This window comes from Halodesulfovibrio sp. (genome assembly GCF_015482765.1).
Classification (GTDB): Bacteria; Desulfobacterota; Desulfovibrionia; order Desulfovibrionales; family Desulfovibrionaceae; genus Halodesulfovibrio.
Genome location: NZ_JADMLB010000042.1, coordinates 1 through 18,912 on the forward strand (window position 1 = coordinate 1; position 18,912 = coordinate 18,912).

Sequence of the window (18,912 nt, forward strand, 5' to 3'; positions counted from 1 at the left end):
ACTGGAGACTGGAGACTGGAGACTGGAGACTGGAGACTGGAGACTGGAGACTGGAAGAAAACAACTGACACAAAACAAGGCAAGAAAAAGATACAAAAAAAAGGACCAGCCATTTAGCTAGTCCTAATAAATCATGGTAGCGGGGACAGGATTTGAACCTGCGGCCTTCGGGTTATGAGCCCGACGAGCTACCGAGCTGCTCCACCCCGCGTCATCGTATAATGATCTTCAGCGCTCGACTACATTTGTAAGTTGTCGTGTTTTGAAGTCATAAAAAAGATTCAGATATGTCGCTGAATCTGTATTTCTTCTTTACTCATCTACCTTGCAACTGCATGCAGACAAATAACAATCTCACCTGTTAAAAGGCTTCATAGAAAACTATGAAAAGAGATTAATGGCAGGGGTGGAGAGATTCGAACTCCCAACATCCGGTTTTGGAGACCGGCGTTCTAGCCGTTGGAACTACACCCCTGAATCATTTTTAGTTGGTAGCGGGGACAGGATTTGAACCTGCGGCCTTCGGGTTATGAGCCCGACGAGCTACCGAGCTGCTCCACCCCGCGTCACCGTATAATGATCTTCAGCACCCGACTACATTTGCAAGTTGTCGTGTTTTGAAGTCATAAAAAAAGATTCAGACATTTTGCTGAATCCGTATTTCTTCTTTAACCATCTGCGCTATAAAAGCAAGCAAACAATTAACAATCTCACCCTAAATAGGGCTTCATAGAAAACTATGGAGAGATTAATGGCAGGGGTGGAGAGATTCGAACTCCCAACATCCGGTTTTGGAGACCGGCGTTCTAGCCGTTGGAACTACACCCCTGAATCATTTTTAATTGGTAGCGGGGACAGGATTTGAACCTGCGGCCTTCGGGTTATGAGCCCGACGAGCTACCGAGCTGCTCCACCCCGCGTCATCGTGAGAGAGCTTCTATGCCTATTCGTGCCCCCTGTCAACAGCACTTTGCAATTAATTTTATTTTTTACACAAATAAGCCATCGGGCATTCCTTCAGCGGAATATACTATATCCGTATTTACAAGCAGCACCAATCACCTTATACCATGCGCATGACAAATATTAATTCCCTATCTATAGTTGTTCCTGTGTTCAACGAAGAGGAGAACATTCCACTTCTCTTTGATGAAATAAAAAAAGCACTCTCCCCGCTCGACAAAGAATGGCAAGTAATTTTTGTTGATGACGGCAGCTCTGACAACAGCCTGAACGTAATCCACGCTCTTAGCGAAGAACATACAGAAGCTAAATATCTGGCGTTTGCTGAAAACTGTGGCCAGTCCGCAGCATTCAAAGCCGGTTTCGATGCAGCAAAAACTGATGTCGTTGTCACCATTGATGCTGACTTGCAGAATGACCCTGCTGACATCCCTGCCCTTCTTCGCGAATACGAACGCGGCTACACCATGGTAATCGGCTGGCGTCAAAAGCGTCAGGATACATTACAAAAAAAAGTTGCCTCCAAAATCGGTAACGCAATCCGTAATAAACTGAGCCGCGAAACCGTCAAAGATACTGGCTGTTCACTCAAAGTTATGAACACAGAACTGGTTCAAAAAATTCCTATGCTTACCGGAATGCATCGCTTCCTGCCTACTCTTATGAAAATGCAGGGTGCAACTGTATCCGAAGTGCCTGTTAATCACAGACACCGCCAGCATGGTGAATCAAAATATGGCATTCTTGATAGAGCTAGAGCAACAATCCTCGATCTTCTTGCTATCCGCTGGATGCAGAGCCGCCACTTCCGTTACTCTATTAAAGACCGTAACGTTTAGCCTACGCTTCTGTGCAGTGCATCCCGTTGCACCATAAACTCTATCCCTAGACCAACTGCATGACGGTATGTTTCGTCATTGCAGGGGAAATTATGTTTTCTAATCAAAAAAAACTTATCATCAACCTTGCAGTCATCGGACTGCTGGTTGCAGTTGTTCTTACATTGCGAAAACTCGGCATTGCTCAGGTTCTGGAACCTGAGTGGGTCGATACGTATATTCGAGATACTGGAATACGCGGCGTCGCCATTTTCATCGGCACCGCTGCTATGCTTACAGGTATGGGAATTCCACGCCAGCTTTCTGCTTTTTGTGCAGGATATGTTTTCGGCGCATTCTATGGCTTTTTGGCAGCGATCACCGCAGTAACACTCGGTTGCATCTGCTGCTTCTCCATTGCACGACTTCTGGGGCAGGAAACCATCAACCGTCGTTTCCCTAACCACCTTCAAGGAATCAATAGTTTTTTACAAAGCTCACCGTTCCAGACAGCTATGATCGTGCGCTTACTCCCCGTAGGCAGCAACCTTGCGACCAACGTCGTTGCAGGCGTCAGCAATATCCGCCCTTTCCCGTTTGTAGCCGGCTCCTCTTTTGGATACATGCCTCAAACCATCATCTTTTCTCTTTTGGGAAGCGGCGTTACTGTTGAGCCAGTACTTCGTACAAGTGTCAGCGCAGTACTTTTTGTTTTATCCTCTGCGTTAGGTCTCCGCTTATACAAAAAATATCGGGCTCTTTCTTCACAGCTAGAACCGGACGCGTAGATTTTGCTCCCTGTAGTCACCAAGTACGACACAATTCTAACGAACACATGTTCCTCCCTTACCGTTTACGCACGTTGGAAAAGCTTTCCGTAAGTAACTGACCAACGCAGGACAAAGGGACAATATTCTGCCAGCTACTTCTGGGACTACAGGATACCGTACAAAAAAAAGGGTGGAGTTTTTACTCCACCCTTTTGCTTTACAAAGCAAATTACTTTTTGGATACGTGGTCAACCAGCAAGCCGGAATCCCGCTTCAACTTCATTATCCTGTCGTATGACTCCCGAATCCGTTCGACGGAAATCTCACCATTATGCACTGCCCAAATCAAAGCAGTAGCCACTTTACTGGCAACCTTAGGATCATACTCCAAATTATTCCCCACAAGTACTATGTCGCAGCCTGCTTTAACAGCTTTCACAGCTGCATCTTCAACAGCGTACTCACTAGTTATCGCTCCCATTTGCAAATCATCTGTGACCACCACCCCGCGATACTTTAATTTATCACGAAGAAGCTTTGTAATCACAGCTGATGACAACGAAGTCGGATTCTCTGCATCCATTTTACGATGGAACAAATGGCCGACTAACACAACATGCAGCGGCTCTTGCCCCAACACGTCCATATAAGGCTGAAGTTCACTCTTAGACCATGTATCTGTAATATCCGGTAATCCTTTATGAGAGTCGGCAAGAGAACTGCCGTGCCCCGGAAAATGCTTGTACCCGGAGATCACACCATGCTGCGCCAAACCTTGAGCAAAGGCATGTGCATAGGCTGTCACTTTTTCCGGCTTTGAACTGAAACTGCGCCCTAACGCTCCAATAGCCGGTGACTCAGGATTGCTATTCACATCAAGAACAGGCGCAAAGTTCATATTTACGCCAACATCTTTTAAATATGAGCCTGTTGCGTCACCAGCAGCATAGCTATCAGTAACAGCCTCTTTACCCAGTTTTTGGGCAGAAGGTGTTCCCGAAAAACCATGCAACGGCTTGAAACGTGAAACCCTGCCGCCTTCCTGATCAACTGCAACAAACAACGGAACATCTGCCGCACTCTGCAAGGCGCTGATAAGCTCACGAACCTGAGTTTTACTGATAATATTCCGGACAGCCTGCGGACGGAGGAAATCCTTTTCGAACAGAATTACGCCGCCAATTTCAGTCTGTTTAATGTCTTTCAAAACAACATGTGCAGCCGTAGCACCTTCTCCACGAAAGCCGACCATAATCATTTGTCCGACCATAGTCTTAAGACGCACTTTGTTATCTGTCTGCTGTGATGTCTCTGCTGCCAAGCTTTGTGTGGCAAGCAAAACAGCGAGCACACACCATGCTATACGTTTCAGCATACTATACTTCTACTCCCGGTATTATCTGACATTTTACGCGAATATTTCTACCAACAGTTCCGTAGTCCCCCACCATATTGAATGACTGCTTCTCAGTTACCTGAACATCATCGATATTCAACGGCAACTCACGTCGGGCAAAATAATCCATCAGCGATTCTTTTGCATCCAGAACAGCATCCGCAAGGGTGTAACGCGAGGAAACCTGACGCCGCTCACCAACAACAGGAATAAAAACGGTCTGTGCTTCAGTATCTGCAAAAAGCTCCAGCTCAAACGTCGGTTTTGTCATTGCTGCGCCAATAGCATTTGCCACTGCAAACTGCGGAACAGTCTGAACAGGGATTTCAAGAGCCTCTGTCAGTAGAGTACAAAACGCTTCTGCCGGCCCGCCCATAATTCTTACGGATGAAGGAGCCAGCGTATCACCACTCAATATTTCACGGATAGTATACACGGGAGTGCTGTTCACTTCTTCGATAAACTCACCCACAGCGCGTGATATTGTTGCCACAGCAAGTTGAATAGCTGATTCAGCAAGCTCAGCGGGTTTCATCCCGCATGCTTCTGCCAACTGTTCTATGCCCTTACGGCTGGCCTCCACATCACCGAATGATGCATGCCCACTGTAGATAAGTGCATCCATCAACGCTGGATAACTGCCGCCTTCCGCCATGCAGACGTCCCGACGTTCAGGGCCTACACGCAGCGCACCGGCTGAATATCGTAATGAAGAATCACCACCCACCCCAATAGAGCGAGTTTTCAACGCGTGGACTAAAGTTGGAAAGCTGCCGACAGCAATACCGTCTTTTTCAACAAGCGGTGAACCGGAAACAAGCAGCGCGATATCAGTGGTTGTTCCGCCGATATCAAGAATCAGTGTATCAGCATCACTCTCCGGTTCGATTTCCTGAGCCTGCTGTGCCAGAACCCCCATAACGCTGGCCGCAGGGCCGGAGAGAATTGACTCTACAGGCAGTTCCCGGGAGCGTTCGAGAGGCATAGTGCCGCCGTCCGCTTTTAAAATATTCACCGGTGCAGTAATACCTTTTTCCCGCACACCGGCTTCTACCGCATCAGCAAATGAATTATAGAGCCGCCAAACCGCAGAGTTGTAATACGCCGTGGCAATACGTCGCGGAAAGTCCAGCTGGCCGGAAAAACGATGACCAAGAGACACCACAGAGCCGCCAGCCCCTATTGCATCTGCCACAGCTTCTTCATGGGCAGGGTTGCGGGTAGAAAATTTACTTACAGCAGCAAACGCGGTAACGCCCGCCGCAACGCATTCATCAACTGCATTTTTTACTTCTTTATGAACCAGCGGAGCAATTTCCTCGCCTCGATGGTCAATAGAGCCTTTAACAGGGAAGTAAAATTTACCAGTCTGAAAATTATATGGATCAATACCGGGGCCGGAAGAAACAATAACACCGACTTCATCGGTTCGTCCTTCCACAATGGCGTTGGTTGAAAGCGTAGTTGACAGATTAAGGCGGGTTACCTCTTCAGGGGAAACAGCCTTAAGTACAATTTCAAGCGCACCAAGTACCGACGACAATAAATCATCATGCACTGTAGCCACTTTTCCAGAGGCAACCACTTTCCCATTCCCAACGGCCACTGCGTCGGTGTGCGTTCCACCGACATCAATACCAATAAGCATGGTCTCCTCCTGTAATAGTATGTAGAAATTCAGTGTATGCAAAAAAGGCAGACAATGCCAAGTAATGTGTCATTGTCTGCCCTGTTCGTTTTGAAAGAAAAAACAGATTACAGCTCGTCGCCCTCAAGCATAAGAATTGCCAGACGAATCGCTTCTCTGAAGCTGTTTGTGTGAGCGATATCTTTGCCGACAATATCAAAGCCGGTACCGTGATCCACGGAGGTTCTCACAAACGGAAGTCCAAGCGTCACGTTTACGGCTTCTGAGAAATGCAGCAGCTTCAAAGGAGCAAGCCCCTGATCGTGATACATAGCGACAACAGAAGAATATACACCACGCGCAGCTTTGTGGAACAGTGTATCAGCAGGATACGGCCCCTCGACATTCATGCCCATTTCCTGAGCTTTACGAACAGCAGGGGTCACAATATCGCGATCTTCAGTACCGATCTTACCGGATTCACCTGCATGAGGATTTAAACCGCACACAGCAATCGGACGCTCACCATGTCCAACCTGCTTCATAAACTCGTCTGTCAGCTTGAATGTACGCAACAGACGCTCTTCCGTAATCATGTCAGGCACATCACGCAATGCCGGATGTGTTGTTACAAGGCTGACTCGCAAAATTTCACCGCACAGATGCATACAAACTTCATCATCTGCCAGCCCTGCATAACGTGCTAAAAATTCTGTATGTCCCGGAAAATCAAATCCCGCTTCCTGCAACATTGCTTTGTGCAACGGCAATGTTACCATGCCGGTAGCAATACCGTCTGTAATGCACTGACAAGCAGCCTGCAAAGATTCTCCGGCAATAAAGCCGCCCTCTTTTGTAGCCTGCCCGACAGTTATAGGAACGTCACGGACGGATGCAGGTTCATAAAGGTACACGCCGTAAGCTTTACTGGTAATATCACTCGGAGACTCAATGGTCTCCCAGAACGGGTCCATATTAAGACGCTCAGTGTGTGCAAGCAGGGAAGCAGCAGAGCCGATCATGATAATCGGGCGCTTCGCCGCAATGAAGATATCTTCACCAAACAGACGGCAGGCTAATTCCGGCCCCAGTCCGTTTGCATCACCAAGTGTAATGAGTAGCGTTTTTTTCGGCATAACAAACTCGAATTAAGTATATAGTCAGTAATGACAATGTCCCACCATTCAGAATAGGACTATACACAATAAAGCCACATTCTGAAATGCGGGGTTAAAATTAGGCGCTTTCCTTCGACCTGTCCAGATGCAACATATTTTTCTAAATTATGTCATACTCTGTTTTCAAATTTGCCCTTACATCAAACACCCTGTACATTATGGTTTACAGTAATACGCAGTATCGAAAGCCCGCATTGCCAAACGGCATCATGCCTAAGCAATGCAGGACACAAAACACCATCAGACTCAAGCATACCGTAAACCATGCAAAATCTGATTGTATAAAGGTAACGCCGCAACCTGCGGGTTTGTCATTAATCTCAAACATGCCCGACAGCCATAGTGAAGGAGCATATCAATGCCCAAAAAACGTGCACGCTATAACGATCTGACAATCTCTACAGTTATTCCAACACTCGGCTCTGCCAAGATTCCGTCTCCGCTTGCCGCCTGTAAGTTTGAAACAGACGAACGCGGTGTTGATTTCTATCTGGATAATGAGCTTCATGAAGAAATTACTGATGAACCTATTCCGCTGTGTTTTGAAAAAGCAGGCCCGCGAGAGCATGTCTTCTTTGATACCCCGAAAGCCAAATGTGCCATTGTTACCTGCGGTGGCTTATGCCCGGGAATCAACGAGGTTATCCGCTCTATTGTTATGGCCGCATTCCATAACTACCATGTAAGCAGCGTTCTCGGCATCAAATACGGTCTTGAAGGCTTTATTCCCAAATACGGGCACGAAGTTGTTGAGCTTACCCCGCAAATGATTTCACACATTCATTTGCTTGGCGGTACAATTCTCGGCTCTTCACGCGGCCCTCAGCCTACCGAAGAGATTGTAGACGCCCTTGAACGCCTCAATATCAGCTGTCTTTTCATGATCGGTGGCGACGGAACCATGAAAGCTGCAAGCGCTATTGTGGATGAAGTCACCAAACGTAAACTCAAAATTTCTGTTATTGGTGTCCCTAAAACAATTGATAACGATATTGACTTTATCCCGCAGACATTCGGATTCGAAACAGCCGTAGACAAAGCAACCGAGGCCATCCAGTGCGCCCACACAGAAGCACAGGGGTCTATGAACGGTATCGGCCTTGTAAAACTCATGGGTCGAGAATCCGGCTTTATTGCCGCACATGCCTCTCTTTCACTGAAAGAGGTAAACTTTGTGCTCATTCCGGAAAAAGACTTTGCCCTCTATGGAGAAGGCGGCCTGCTGGACAATTTGGAGAAACGTCTTCTCAGCAGAAGACACGCTGTTATTGTTGTGGCTGAAGGTGCAGGACAACACCTCTTATCAGACACAAACCTGACAGATGCATCCGGCAACAAAGTCCTCGGTGATATTATGGGATTCCTTAAAGAAGAAATTCATGCGTACATGAGCGAACGCGGCATCCCGTATGCCATGAAGCTGATCGACCCGAGCTACATTATCCGCTCCGTTCCTGCCAATGCGAATGACAGAGTATACTGTGGATTCCTCGGACAAAATGCTGTCCATGCAGCTATGGCAGGAAAAACCGCTATGGTTGTGTCAAAACTTATGGACAGATTCGTCCATCTTCCATTACGCCTCGTTACCCGCAAGCGTCGCAGACTGAACACCCAGTCCGACTACTGGCGTGCTGTTATGGAATCTACTGGGCAATCAACCCTGATTGATTTTGAAAAACATTACTGCAAATAAGACTACCCTTTTCAACAAATTATGATGTATTAACAGCATACTGCCTTTAGGGTACATCATTTTTCATACACCACCTGAACCGGCGGTAAGGCGATTTCGTCTTACCGCTTTTAACGTACAAGGATGAGAACGTATGTCACGTATGCTGGTCTTATTCGTAACCGTTTGTTGTATGCTTTCTTTTGCTTCACCATCCATGGCTGAAGACAGTGAGTTGGCTGCCCTTTTCAACGCCAACAAGGTTGAGGGAACAATAGTCCTGACATCAGAAGACGGTGAGCATGTTTTTATCCATAACGATGCACGCGCTCAACAACAGCTGGTTCCTGCCTCAACATTTAAAATCCTCAACACCCTTATCGCACTAGACGAACATGTTGTGGCAAACGAGCATGAAGTAATAAAATGGGACGGAAAAAAACGGGGCTTACCCGCATGGAATAAAGACCACTCAATAAAAACAGCCTTTCCGGTCTCATGTGTCTGGTTCTATCAGGAGCTTGCACGCCGTATCGGTCTGAAAAATTACAACAGACACCTTGCAGAGGCGCATTACGGCAACCAGATTGCCGGCCCTGACGTTACCGATTTTTGGCTCGTCGGCAATCTCGGCATCTCTGCCATTGAGCAGATTTCTTTCTTGCGGGCAGTAAAAAGTCAGTCGTTACCATATGCTCAAGAAAACCAAAAAATGCTCAAACAGCTGCTCATTCTCAAAAAGACCCCGGAATATACCTTGTACGGAAAAACAGGATGGGCTAACCGAGTAGCCCAACCGCACGGGTGGTTTGTGGGCTTTATTGAAACAAAAGATACAACTTGGTATTTCGCTACCAACGTTATCATTAAGAAAAAAAGTGACGCGCAATACCGCAAAAAGATAACGCTAGAAGCACTCAAAGCAAAAAATATTATTTCGTAACGTATTCCTGCAACCAATTCAGGTACCAGAATTTTCCCCTTACACCTCTTTTCCACGGATCAATTATGCTCCAACAGATCAAAGCTGCTGCCGGCTCCGGTAAAACATACACTCTCACGCGCCAATTTTTAGATCTCCTTGCCGGAGCTGCACAGGATGAAAAACAGGAAAAAAATACAGCCTGTGCTCTCGCCAATCCTGACGGATCATTCAACTGGTATGAAATTCTTGCTGTTACCTTTACCAACAAAGCAGCGACAGAGATGCGAGAACGCGTAATCCGCTCTCTTAAAGAATGTGCCCTGCAAATTGACCCGTCAAATCCGGCACAAGGGTGGAACCCGCAGGATGCCCACCGCTGGGTGAACAGACTGCTTCAGCGCTACTCGTCGCTCAACATCCGTACCATCGATAGCCTGTTAAACATGCTTGTGCGACTCGGTGCACTTGATCTTTCGTTACCGCCAGACTTTGAACCGATCTTTGACGACGCTGTCCTTTTTGATCCCCTCTACGATCAAATGCTTATCCGCGCCTCTCAGGGGGGAAAAGAACGCGGCCTGCTTAAGGATGCGTGCGAATCCCTGCTGTTCCATACGGACATGAACGGATTTGTCCCCGGCGACAGACTCCGCGAGAAAATCCATACACTGATGCAGTATCGTCTGGAACACGGCGAACTTCCGGAAGTCGACGGAGACGCCCTGCGCGGCTGGCTTGTTCTTCTTCATGAAGAGCTGAGCCACAGCACCAATGCTGTGAAAAAATTCCTTGAAGAGGAAGGGCTAAAACCTGCTGCAAACTTTACCAAGTTTCTCGACAAGTGCCTCGCACTCTCTGTCTTCTCATCAAAACTGCCTTCAGCCACCTATGCTAAAAAGCCTTCCATTGATGACTGCGTGTTAAAAGCTTCCAAAGGCAAAGCGTCAGGTGAATTGCATAAAGCATACGCAGATATGTGCGATGCTTTTGCTCTTCTTGAAGTACAGGGAGCAATATTGCGAAAGGCTTTAGAACTTGTTCCATTCATTAATATTGCTGAACCACTTGCTGCTGAAGTAGAAACACTACAGCGAGAAAAAGGGGTTATTCCGGCATCTCAATGGCCTATTTACGCACAGAAAGTCCTCAGCGGTGAGCACGCAGCATCTGAAGCATTCTGCCGCATGGGAACACGTCTTACTCACCTGCTTATCGACGAATTTCAGGATACCTCCCGCACTCAATGGAAAGCAATTGAACCACTGGCTGTAGAGTGTCTGGCTAAAGAAGGGTCTGTTGTTTATGTGGGGGACGTTAAACAGGCTATTTACGGCTGGCGTGGCGGTGACTCGGATCTGTTCGACGGCATTCTCAACGAAGACGCTATTCAGGCCGTTGCTGAAGATCCGGAAAGAACAACACTGGATAACAACTGGCGAAGCAGCGAAAACGTTGTTCTGTTTAACAACGACATTTTTTCCCGCCTTGAAGATGAAGAAACAGCAAAACGCATTGCGAATGACCTTGTCGGCAAGGCTTCCAATGACGTTGTTGAAGAGCTGGCAGCAGAAATCGTTTCCGGATTCTCCGGTGCTGCCCAAAAAGTTCCGCCGCATAAAGAAGGCAGTGGCGGACTTGTAAAACTGTACGATATTGAAGCTGAAAATACGGAAGCACTTTTCGAATCCGTCAAAAAAGAACTCAAAACCCTTTTTGTCGATGACTTACGACAACGTCGTAAATTACGCGACATCGCAGTACTGGTTCGCACGAACGGCGAAGCAAATATGCTTGCCAACTGGCTGGTTGAATGGGGCTTCCCAATCATTACAGAAAACAGCCTCTGCCTTGCAGACCATCCTGTTATTCAACAAATGGTTAACCTGCTTACGTTCTTAGACTACCCGCTGAACGACGTTGCCTTCTGGTCAGTTGTCAGCGGCATGGAACTTTTTGGCGAACTTGCAGGCATCAACAGAAAAGAACTGGATGACTGGCTTGCCACACCACGTACAGGAACACTCTTCAACGCATTCAAAGCAGACTATCCGCTTGCATGGGAAAAATGGATTGCTCCATTCTATTCGCAAGCAGGGCTTATGAGTGCGTATGACACTGTACGTGAAGGCTTCGAACATTTTGAGGTATTCAGACGCTTCCCTCAGGATGAAATATTCTTACGTCGCTTCTTGGAAATTGTTCATACCGCAGAAACAAACGGACTGCGTTCACTGTCCGCATTCCTTACGTTCTGGCAAGAAGGCGGTGTGGAAGAAAAAGTGCCTATGCCGGAAAATCTGGATGCTATCCGTATTCTGACAATGCATAAATCCAAAGGGCTTGAATTCCCTGTTGTTATCATTCCTTTCCACCACCAGATGCAGCAGCGCCCTTCCGGTCAAGAGGCGTTTTCTTTTAATGGACAAGATATTCTGGTGCCGCAGTGTAAAGAACTGGGAGATGACTACTACCGTGTTGTGGGCAAGGATGCCCGCGAACAGCTTCACTTGTTGTACGTTGCATGGACACGCCCTGTTGAAGAACTGCACGCCGTTATCAGTTCCACCCCGACGCATGAACGAACCTCTCCGCTTCTTAAGAGTTTGAGGGTACTCCTTGCAGACTATCAGGATAAAATGGATGAAAAAGGCTGCATAACCCTTGGCGAAACACCGGAAAGTACCCTTTCTGCTGATACGGCAGAAGAGAATATTCCCGACAAGGTATTACCGGAACATGAAGAAGTTCTAGCGTGGAAACCGATGCACTGGCTGCCACGATTAAAAATTTTCCGTAACCCGCTTGAAGAGATCATCTATGACGAACGCCGACGAGGCATTCTGGTGCACACCTGCCTTGAGCACCTTCGTGTTCTCGATAATCCAAAAGAAGATGTACATCGCGCCATCCAGCACGGCATGCGCGAATACCCGCTTCCAATGGAAAACAGAACTGAAGTTGAAGAAGAATTGACAGACATGCTGCTATGGCTCACGTCCCTTCCGCAGTTCACAGTCTGGCAGCAATACGGGCGACCGGAGCAAGGCATCATGGACGAACACGGAAACCAGCACAGAGCTGACCTGCTTGTTCGCGAACCAGACGCCATTACTATTGTTGAATACAAAACTGGTGGTCATGATCCTGCGCACAAGCAGCAGGTTCGTCGCTATCTTAACTTACTGAATGCCATGCCTGCGTACGGCAACTGCACGCTGCTGGGTACAATTATCTATCTTGATTCACGCGAAACCGTTGATGTTTCTCTTTCTACCGGAGCCTAATTATGCATACTCAACCATTTGTCATTATCCCTTGGCAGAACGATTTTATCTCCGGTCTTATGGAACGAGTACTTCGGGACACCGACAATAATCCCGGTGACGCGTTAATCATTTTCCCGCATTCACGTCCGAGAAAATATTTATCTGACAGTTTGCGCTTTAATGAAGCACTGCCGAAACCGTTTCTCATGCCGCAAATTTTTCAGGTGAGTGATGTCTTTCAAATGCTTCGCAGTGAACTTGAAGCAACACCGCCACACGTAATTGAGGTACTTGATCGCGTGGGGCTGCTAATGGAATGTATTCAAGACATTAACAAAAAAGATACGTTCACTTCCGGCCCTCTTCAGTCACTGCCGTTAAATGATCCGCAGCGCTTTTTCCCTTGGGGTATGCGCCTGAACTCTTTGCTGGAAGACTTTTTCAACCAGAACAAAACACCGGAAGACTACTACCATATGGAAGGTCAGGTTGTTCCGTTTGCAGCAACTCTGCTCGGGCAACTTGGACGCATCCATGATGCATACACAGAAAAACTTGAAACCCGCGGGTGGACTACACCGGGGTATGATGCTTTCCGTGTGCTACAACTTCTTAAGGAAAGCAGCTCTCCTGTCATGAGCCTTTCCCACAAAAAGATATATGTGGCCGGTTTCTATGGTCTTACCGGAGTAGAGAAAGAACTCTTCCGCATTCTGCACGCTGAATACGGCGCAACAATCATGCTTCACTCAGATGCAGCTCTTGCAACCGGAGGACAAACGCACTGGGCATGCCGCGAACATAGAAAATGGATTTCAGAATGGGCTGCGGGAACTGACTTGTGTGAAACACCTGAAGAGCGTGAACAGGATCTTCAGCTCTATGAAGGGTTCGATCTACACTCACAGCTGGATGCCATGGAGCAACAACTGCTTACACAGGATTCCATCAGCGATACCGCAGTAGTGCTTCCGGATACCGGTCTCATGATGCCGGTGCTTCATCATCTTCCGCGTAAAGACGTTAACATCTCTATGGGCTATCCACTCTGGCGCTCCAACCTTTTCCAACTTTTGGAAGTAGTGCTCCATCTACAGGAAAACAAACGTGCTGACGGCTACTACTGGAAAGACATCATTTCCCTCATCCGTCACCCGTACATTAAGATGCTCACCATCGGAGAGGAACGACCGTTCGGCGTGACGCTGCACAATATGGAAAAAGAGCTGCGCAGAGGGAAAAGCTACACCACGCCGTTTACCATTCCTTTTACACGAGATGAAAATGCCGCAGCATCAGAAGAAGTCATGCAGGAACTCCTGCATAACGTTCTCACGTGCGCTATTACAGCATGGGAAGAAATAGCCACTCCAGCACAGCTTGCAGATACTCTTTCAAATTTATGTACCGTTCTGCTGGAACACGGCGGCAACCTTTGGGAACGCTTCCCGATTGATGCTGAATCCATGTACCGCATTATGCGAAAAGTTATTCCGTCACTTCGAGAGTGCTCCCTTGCACATGAAGAATTCTCGCAAGGCGTCCTCTTTACCATTCTGCGTGAGATCATCCGCGGAGAACGTGTACCGTTTGAAGCTGACCCGCTTACCGGCTTACAGGTACTGGGTATGCTGGAATCTCGCCTGCTGCATTTCAAAAATGTGTATGTGCTTGATGCAACAGAAAACAAACTTCCGGGGTTACCGGGGAATGACCCGCTGCTTCCTGACAGTCTTCGCTCCATGCTTGGCCTGCCGGATGCACGACATCGTGAAAGTGTTGCAGCGTACAACTTCTACCGCCTTATCCACGGTGCTACAAATGTCCACGTACTCTATCAGACAGGCTCTGAACGCAGTGGCATTTTTGAAGAAAAACATATCCGTTCCCGCTTTGTAGAAGAACTTCTTTGGAAAGAAGAATGTGTGCAAGGCAAGCTGCTTGAAGCCGGAGACGCTCCGCTGCACGGAATCAGCTATCCTGTTGCTACCATTCAGAAAGAAGATCATGTTATCGAACGCACTGCCACTATCAACACCATGATTGAAGGATTTCTGGCAAAACCGGTCTCCCCTTCTGCGTTGAATACATACCTGAACTGCCCAATGCAGTTCTATCTGGAACGAATCGGGAATCTGCGTCCTGTTGACGAAGTAAATGAAGCTGAAGATTTTGCAGCCATCGGTGACCTCTTCCATAAAGTGCTGGAAAAATTCTTTACGGGCTATCTGCACAAAGAAACAGAATTCGGAAAGCTTGATCCTGAACCACTCCAGCGACTCTATATTGAAATGCTGCATGAATCCAACATTAAAGAAGAAGTGCCGTTCGACTCCTTTATGATGCTGGAAACAGCAGGCAAAGAACGGTTGCGCAGATTCCTTAGCAATCAGCCTAGAGCTAAAATTGATGCTCTTGAAAAACGCTTAATCAAAACTATCGATGTCGATGGAAAAGAGCGTTCCATTGCCGGTATTGCCGACCGTATTGATATTCGCGACAACACCCGCGTTATTCTGGATTACAAAACAGGAAACATTCACAAGCCGGATAACGGACTGTGGAATGATGAATTTTTACTGGCACAATTGCGCACATGGGACGGTGACGTAAACGATCCCCTCGAGCAACTTTCAGAAAAAATCAGCAACCTGCAACTTCCTGCATATCTCTACATGATGCATAACCCGCAACTCTCCTCTACATGCGACGCAGGATGGGTTGAATTGAAAAAAGACGGTAAGGAACACTTATTCTTTGAAAAAATTGACGATGAACTTCATGACGAGATCATCACAGAGCACATCCCGTTAATTCTGCAGTTCATGCTAAGACACATAGAAAAATCACCAATCATTCGACCTCGAAAAGGCCGTCATTGCCAATGGTGCACTTGCACTGCGGGCTGTTCTGTGTAAAGAATAGCGTGAAGCAAATAATTGGGTGCAGTAAGTCTACACTAACTACTGTACTCCGACTGCGAGACACCGCGCAGTACATATAATCACAATGCGGAATTGAAGCGCCGCATTTGGAGGACTGAATCATGTCATTTCCTACCTTGAAGATTGGCGACGTTATCGCCAAGACTCCTATTATTCAGGGAGGTATGGGCGTTGGAATCTCTCTTTCTAATCTTGCTAGTGCCGTTGCCAATGAGGGAGGCATCGGAGTTATCGCTGGCGCGATGATCGGAATGAGCGAACCTGACGTAGGCAAGAACCCTATGGAAGCAAACATCCGTGCTATGCGTAAAGAAATCCGCAAAGCAAAAGAGATGACCAAGGGTGTACTCGGAGTAAACATTATGGTTGCTCTAACAAACTTTGCCGATCTCGTTAAAACCTCTCTTGATGAAAAGATCGATGTAATCTTCTCAGGTGCAGGACTTCCTATGGACTTACCTGCATATTTAAAAGAGTACTACGAGGAACATAAGGAAAAGGCTCACACCAAGCTTGTGCCTATCGTCTCATCAGCTCGCGCTGCTAAGATTCTTTGTAAAAAGTGGGCATCCAAGTATGATTACCTGCCGGACGCTTTTGTGGTTGAGGGACCCAAAGCCGGTGGACATCTTGGATTTAAAGCTGACCAGCTCGAAGACCCGAACTTTGCACTTGAAAAAGTGGTAGGTGAAGTAATTGAAGCTGTGAAAGAGTTTGAAGCAAAATCAGGAAAAACCATTCCTGTTATCGCTGCAGGGGGCATCTATACCGGTGAAGATATTAAAAAATTCATCGAAATGGGTGCAGCAGGGGTACAGATGGGTACCAGATTTGTTGCAACAGACGAGTGTGACGCTGACGACCGCTTTAAACAAGCGTATGTTGATGCAACCGAAGAAGACGTAACCGTTATCAAGAGCCCAGTGGGTCTCCCTGGTCGCGCTCTTAAAAACAAGTTCGTTGAAGACTCCCGTAAAGGCCTTAAAAAGCCGTTCAAGTGCCCATTTGAATGCATTCACAACTGCGCACACGAACAAAGCCCGTACTGCATTGCTGCAGCACTGCTTAATGCTAAAAAAGGTAACCTTTCCAGAGGCTTTGCCTTCTCCGGTACAAACGTACACCGTATTAAAGAAATCATTCCTGTAAGAAAACTTATTGATTCTCTTCGGAGTGAGTTCCTGTCTACTAAAAAGTAGAACATTCCCTTTCTGTTAACAGAAAAAGCCGTGACCAACTGGTCACGGCTTTTTTTATGGAATATTCATTATTTTTTCTATCTGCTCACAACATCGAATATCACACAATTTTAACATGATAATGAATTATCACACGTTGTAGTGCTTGATATTCTCAGCAAGCAACATTGTGCAGCCCCCTTCTCTCAACTACTATTACAAGAAGCAAAGGAGCTCACACATGAAAATTACCCCAGAAGACTTGCGTGCTAAAATTCTTTCTTTTTACCCTGAAATTGCAAAACACCAAATCGATCTGTCAGTACGCTTTGATCAAGAAAACAATGCATGGGTTGCCCAGCTATCCAAGCGCCAGCATGAGTTAATTACATATATTGACCCTAACGATGCGCAGGAATGCCTTAATGGCATTGAATGTGTCCATTTAGGAACACAGATAGGACAATTTATTTTTAACTATTGCAGTGAAGGCTCTGAGTGTAGCGTATAAATTTTACACCACTCCGAGGGCTGCCTGATACGCAATCGGCGGGGGACGCATCGCGTATACGACGGCAGTCCTTTTCTTTTGCCCAAAATCTACTCAAGAAAATCTGCGATCCCCTGTGCCTTGAGCACATCCAGAGTAATACCGCATCCTGCAAGCAAAACAGCGACACTTTCTTTTCCTTCACCGGAAACACGAAATGCCTGACGCCGTAGTCCGGCAGTCATTGCTGCAGACAACAGTAGTTGCAGAACTTCAAGGTTGCCGCGGATAGGATCCTCCAACACAAGCTCAATATCCAGATGACAAGAAAGTAGCTCCAACAAAGCGGCACGCAACCGCTCTGCCTCGACAATATCAGCTATGGAAGAAACATACAGTGTAACGTCACGGTCTGTTCTCTCACAGCTGAAGCCGTGTAATTCTTCTACCGAATCAACAGGACTATCGATCCGCGATGTTTCATCTACTGGAGCCTCTGCAACAACCGCCTCAGATTCTTCCGGCTGTTCTGCTCTGGACTCAGAAACAGATACAACTTTTTCCGGCAGCTCCTGTTTCGCTTTGTCTAATGAACGCGCTTCAATTCCGGCTGTTAATGCTTCCTCAAAAAGCTCGCCTTCTAACTCGGCCTCAAGCAAGGCAAATTTATCAACAACCGATGAGGTTGCCATAGTTGAGGAAACTGACTGCGGTTCCTCACTATCCAACGGCAACGAAAGAGACTCTGTCGCCTTTTGCTCTATGGATGAATCCGCTGATGGTTCAGTTAACGGAACTTCGTCGTTATCCTTTTCAAAAGGCTGCGCAACAAACTCATCCTTTTCTAGATGAGATTCCGACGCACTCCATGCCGGAGAATCGCTAGAGAAAGACGATGTTGAAATCGTAAAAATAGCTTCTTGAGGAATATCCAGAACCATCTGCAACTGTTCTGCATCAAGAACCGTTGCATATAACACCTGAAGGTAGGCTTTGGATTGCGGCGGGGCAAACCGGACATCTAAAACCTGCCCGCTCTTGTACAGGAACTGAAGTAAGGAGAAAGGAGTAAACTGAGTACCGGCAAGCACCCCGCTTTCATCAAGCTCCAAAACGTAGCACGAACATTCTTGGATGAATTCACTGGAAAGAACATGACCGGAAACAGCAAAAGCCTTGTTACCGAATGGATCACAAAGCGAGTGCGGGGTCAGCATAGCCTCTGTTTCAGTTGGCCATGTTTCTTTTATTAATTCGCTGAGGGCATTATTTGCCTTAGAAATTTTTTCTGAATCTGCACTATCTAAAAACGCAATCAGGGCACTGAACCCACGGACAACTTCCCGAATAGTAACATACGAAAGCGAAAGCGTTTTGCTGCGGAACGCTCCGGTCACAAGCTGTAGCAAATCAACCAGAGCCACTGCATCAGTCAGCCCCAGCAAAGTAAATCCGTTCGATAATAACGGTGTCGTATTATATATTGTTGAAAGAAGCGCCGCATCAGCGCGCTCAGCAGAAACTTCCAATTCCAGAAGGAACGGGTCCAGATCATCAAGTACAGTTCGTGCGTCTGTCAGAATTGTTCCAACAAGCGAATCCAACATTCAAACATCACTCCGTATGGGGGAAAAACCCTTGGCATGCAATAAGTCGCAGTACTATACCCTGTTATGGACTC

12 protein-coding genes and 5 tRNA genes are annotated in these 18,912 nt (G+C 47.0%); 8 read left to right on the forward strand and 9 right to left on the reverse strand.

Going from position 1 to position 18,912, the window contains the following annotated elements; all coding sequences use genetic code 11:
* Positions 1-134 precede the first annotated feature (134 nt).
* From QZY95_RS06365 to QZY95_RS06385, 5 genes are all read right to left on the reverse strand, one after another.
* A tRNA-Met gene (locus QZY95_RS06365) sits at positions 135-211 on the reverse strand.
* A gap of 187 nt (positions 212-398) precedes the next feature.
* Positions 399-475 (reverse strand) — tRNA-Trp (locus QZY95_RS06370).
* Between the two features lie 14 nt (positions 476-489).
* Positions 490-566 (reverse strand) — tRNA-Met (locus QZY95_RS06375).
* Between the two features lie 186 nt (positions 567-752).
* A tRNA-Trp gene (locus QZY95_RS06380) sits at positions 753-829 on the reverse strand.
* Positions 830-843: 14 nt separating this feature from the next.
* Positions 844-920: transfer RNA gene (locus QZY95_RS06385), tRNA-Met, on the reverse strand.
* Positions 921-1,076: 156 nt separating this feature from the next.
* On the opposite strand from QZY95_RS06385, the gene QZY95_RS06390 reads away from it, so the two are divergent.
* On the forward strand, positions 1,077-1,802 hold the full coding sequence (locus QZY95_RS06390) for a glycosyltransferase family 2 protein (RefSeq protein ID WP_290920797.1): 726 nt from the start codon (positions 1,077-1,079) through the stop codon (positions 1,800-1,802).
* Positions 1,803-1,894: 92 nt separating this feature from the next.
* Entirely contained in the window at positions 1,895-2,569 is a 675-nt protein-coding gene (locus QZY95_RS06395; RefSeq protein WP_290920799.1) for a VTT domain-containing protein, read from the forward strand.
* Positions 2,570-2,780: 211 nt separating this feature from the next.
* Here QZY95_RS06395 and nagZ read toward each other — a convergent pair whose 3' ends face one another.
* From nagZ to pdxA, 3 genes are all read right to left on the reverse strand, one after another.
* Complete coding sequence (gene nagZ / locus QZY95_RS06400) at positions 2,781-3,926, reverse strand: beta-N-acetylhexosaminidase (RefSeq protein ID WP_290920802.1); 1,146 nt, start codon at positions 3,924-3,926, stop codon at positions 2,781-2,783.
* A 1-nt stretch (position 3,927) separates the two neighbouring features.
* The gene (locus QZY95_RS06405) at positions 3,928-5,595 is read right to left on the reverse strand and encodes a hydantoinase/oxoprolinase family protein (protein ID WP_290920804.1); all 1,668 of its coding nucleotides are present in this window, start codon (positions 5,593-5,595) and stop codon (positions 3,928-3,930) included.
* A gap of 107 nt (positions 5,596-5,702) precedes the next feature.
* Positions 5,703-6,710: a 4-hydroxythreonine-4-phosphate dehydrogenase PdxA gene (gene pdxA / locus QZY95_RS06410; protein WP_290920807.1), complete on the reverse strand. Its 1,008-nt coding sequence runs from the start codon at positions 6,708-6,710 to the stop codon at positions 5,703-5,705.
* 400 nt (positions 6,711-7,110) lie between these two features.
* Between pdxA and QZY95_RS06415 the strand changes: the two genes are divergently transcribed.
* From QZY95_RS06415 to QZY95_RS06440, 6 genes are all read left to right on the forward strand, one after another.
* A complete protein-coding gene (locus QZY95_RS06415; protein WP_290920810.1) occupies positions 7,111-8,448 on the forward strand; it encodes an ATP-dependent 6-phosphofructokinase in 1,338 nt (445 codons plus the stop codon).
* Between the two features lie 133 nt (positions 8,449-8,581).
* Positions 8,582-9,370: a class D beta-lactamase gene (blaOXA, locus tag QZY95_RS06420; RefSeq protein WP_290920813.1), complete on the forward strand. Its 789-nt coding sequence runs from the start codon at positions 8,582-8,584 to the stop codon at positions 9,368-9,370.
* Between the two features lie 65 nt (positions 9,371-9,435).
* The gene (locus QZY95_RS06425; RefSeq protein WP_290920817.1) at positions 9,436-12,636 is read left to right on the forward strand and encodes a UvrD-helicase domain-containing protein; all 3,201 of its coding nucleotides are present in this window, start codon (positions 9,436-9,438) and stop codon (positions 12,634-12,636) included.
* A gap of 2 nt (positions 12,637-12,638) precedes the next feature.
* Positions 12,639-15,536 carry a PD-(D/E)XK nuclease family protein gene (locus tag QZY95_RS06430; protein WP_290920819.1) on the forward strand — a complete coding sequence of 966 codons (2,898 nt, stop codon included), beginning with the start codon at positions 12,639-12,641 and terminating at the stop codon, positions 15,534-15,536.
* A gap of 128 nt (positions 15,537-15,664) precedes the next feature.
* A complete protein-coding gene (locus QZY95_RS06435) occupies positions 15,665-16,762 on the forward strand; it encodes a nitronate monooxygenase family protein (RefSeq protein WP_290920823.1) in 1,098 nt (365 codons plus the stop codon).
* 220 nt (positions 16,763-16,982) lie between these two features.
* Complete coding sequence (locus QZY95_RS06440) at positions 16,983-17,252, forward strand: hypothetical protein (protein WP_290920827.1); 270 nt, start codon at positions 16,983-16,985, stop codon at positions 17,250-17,252.
* Between the two features lie 89 nt (positions 17,253-17,341).
* On the opposite strand, the gene QZY95_RS06445 is transcribed toward QZY95_RS06440, so the two are convergent.
* Positions 17,342-18,838: a hypothetical protein gene (locus QZY95_RS06445; protein WP_290920831.1), complete on the reverse strand. Its 1,497-nt coding sequence runs from the start codon at positions 18,836-18,838 to the stop codon at positions 17,342-17,344.
* Positions 18,839-18,912 lie beyond the last annotated feature (74 nt).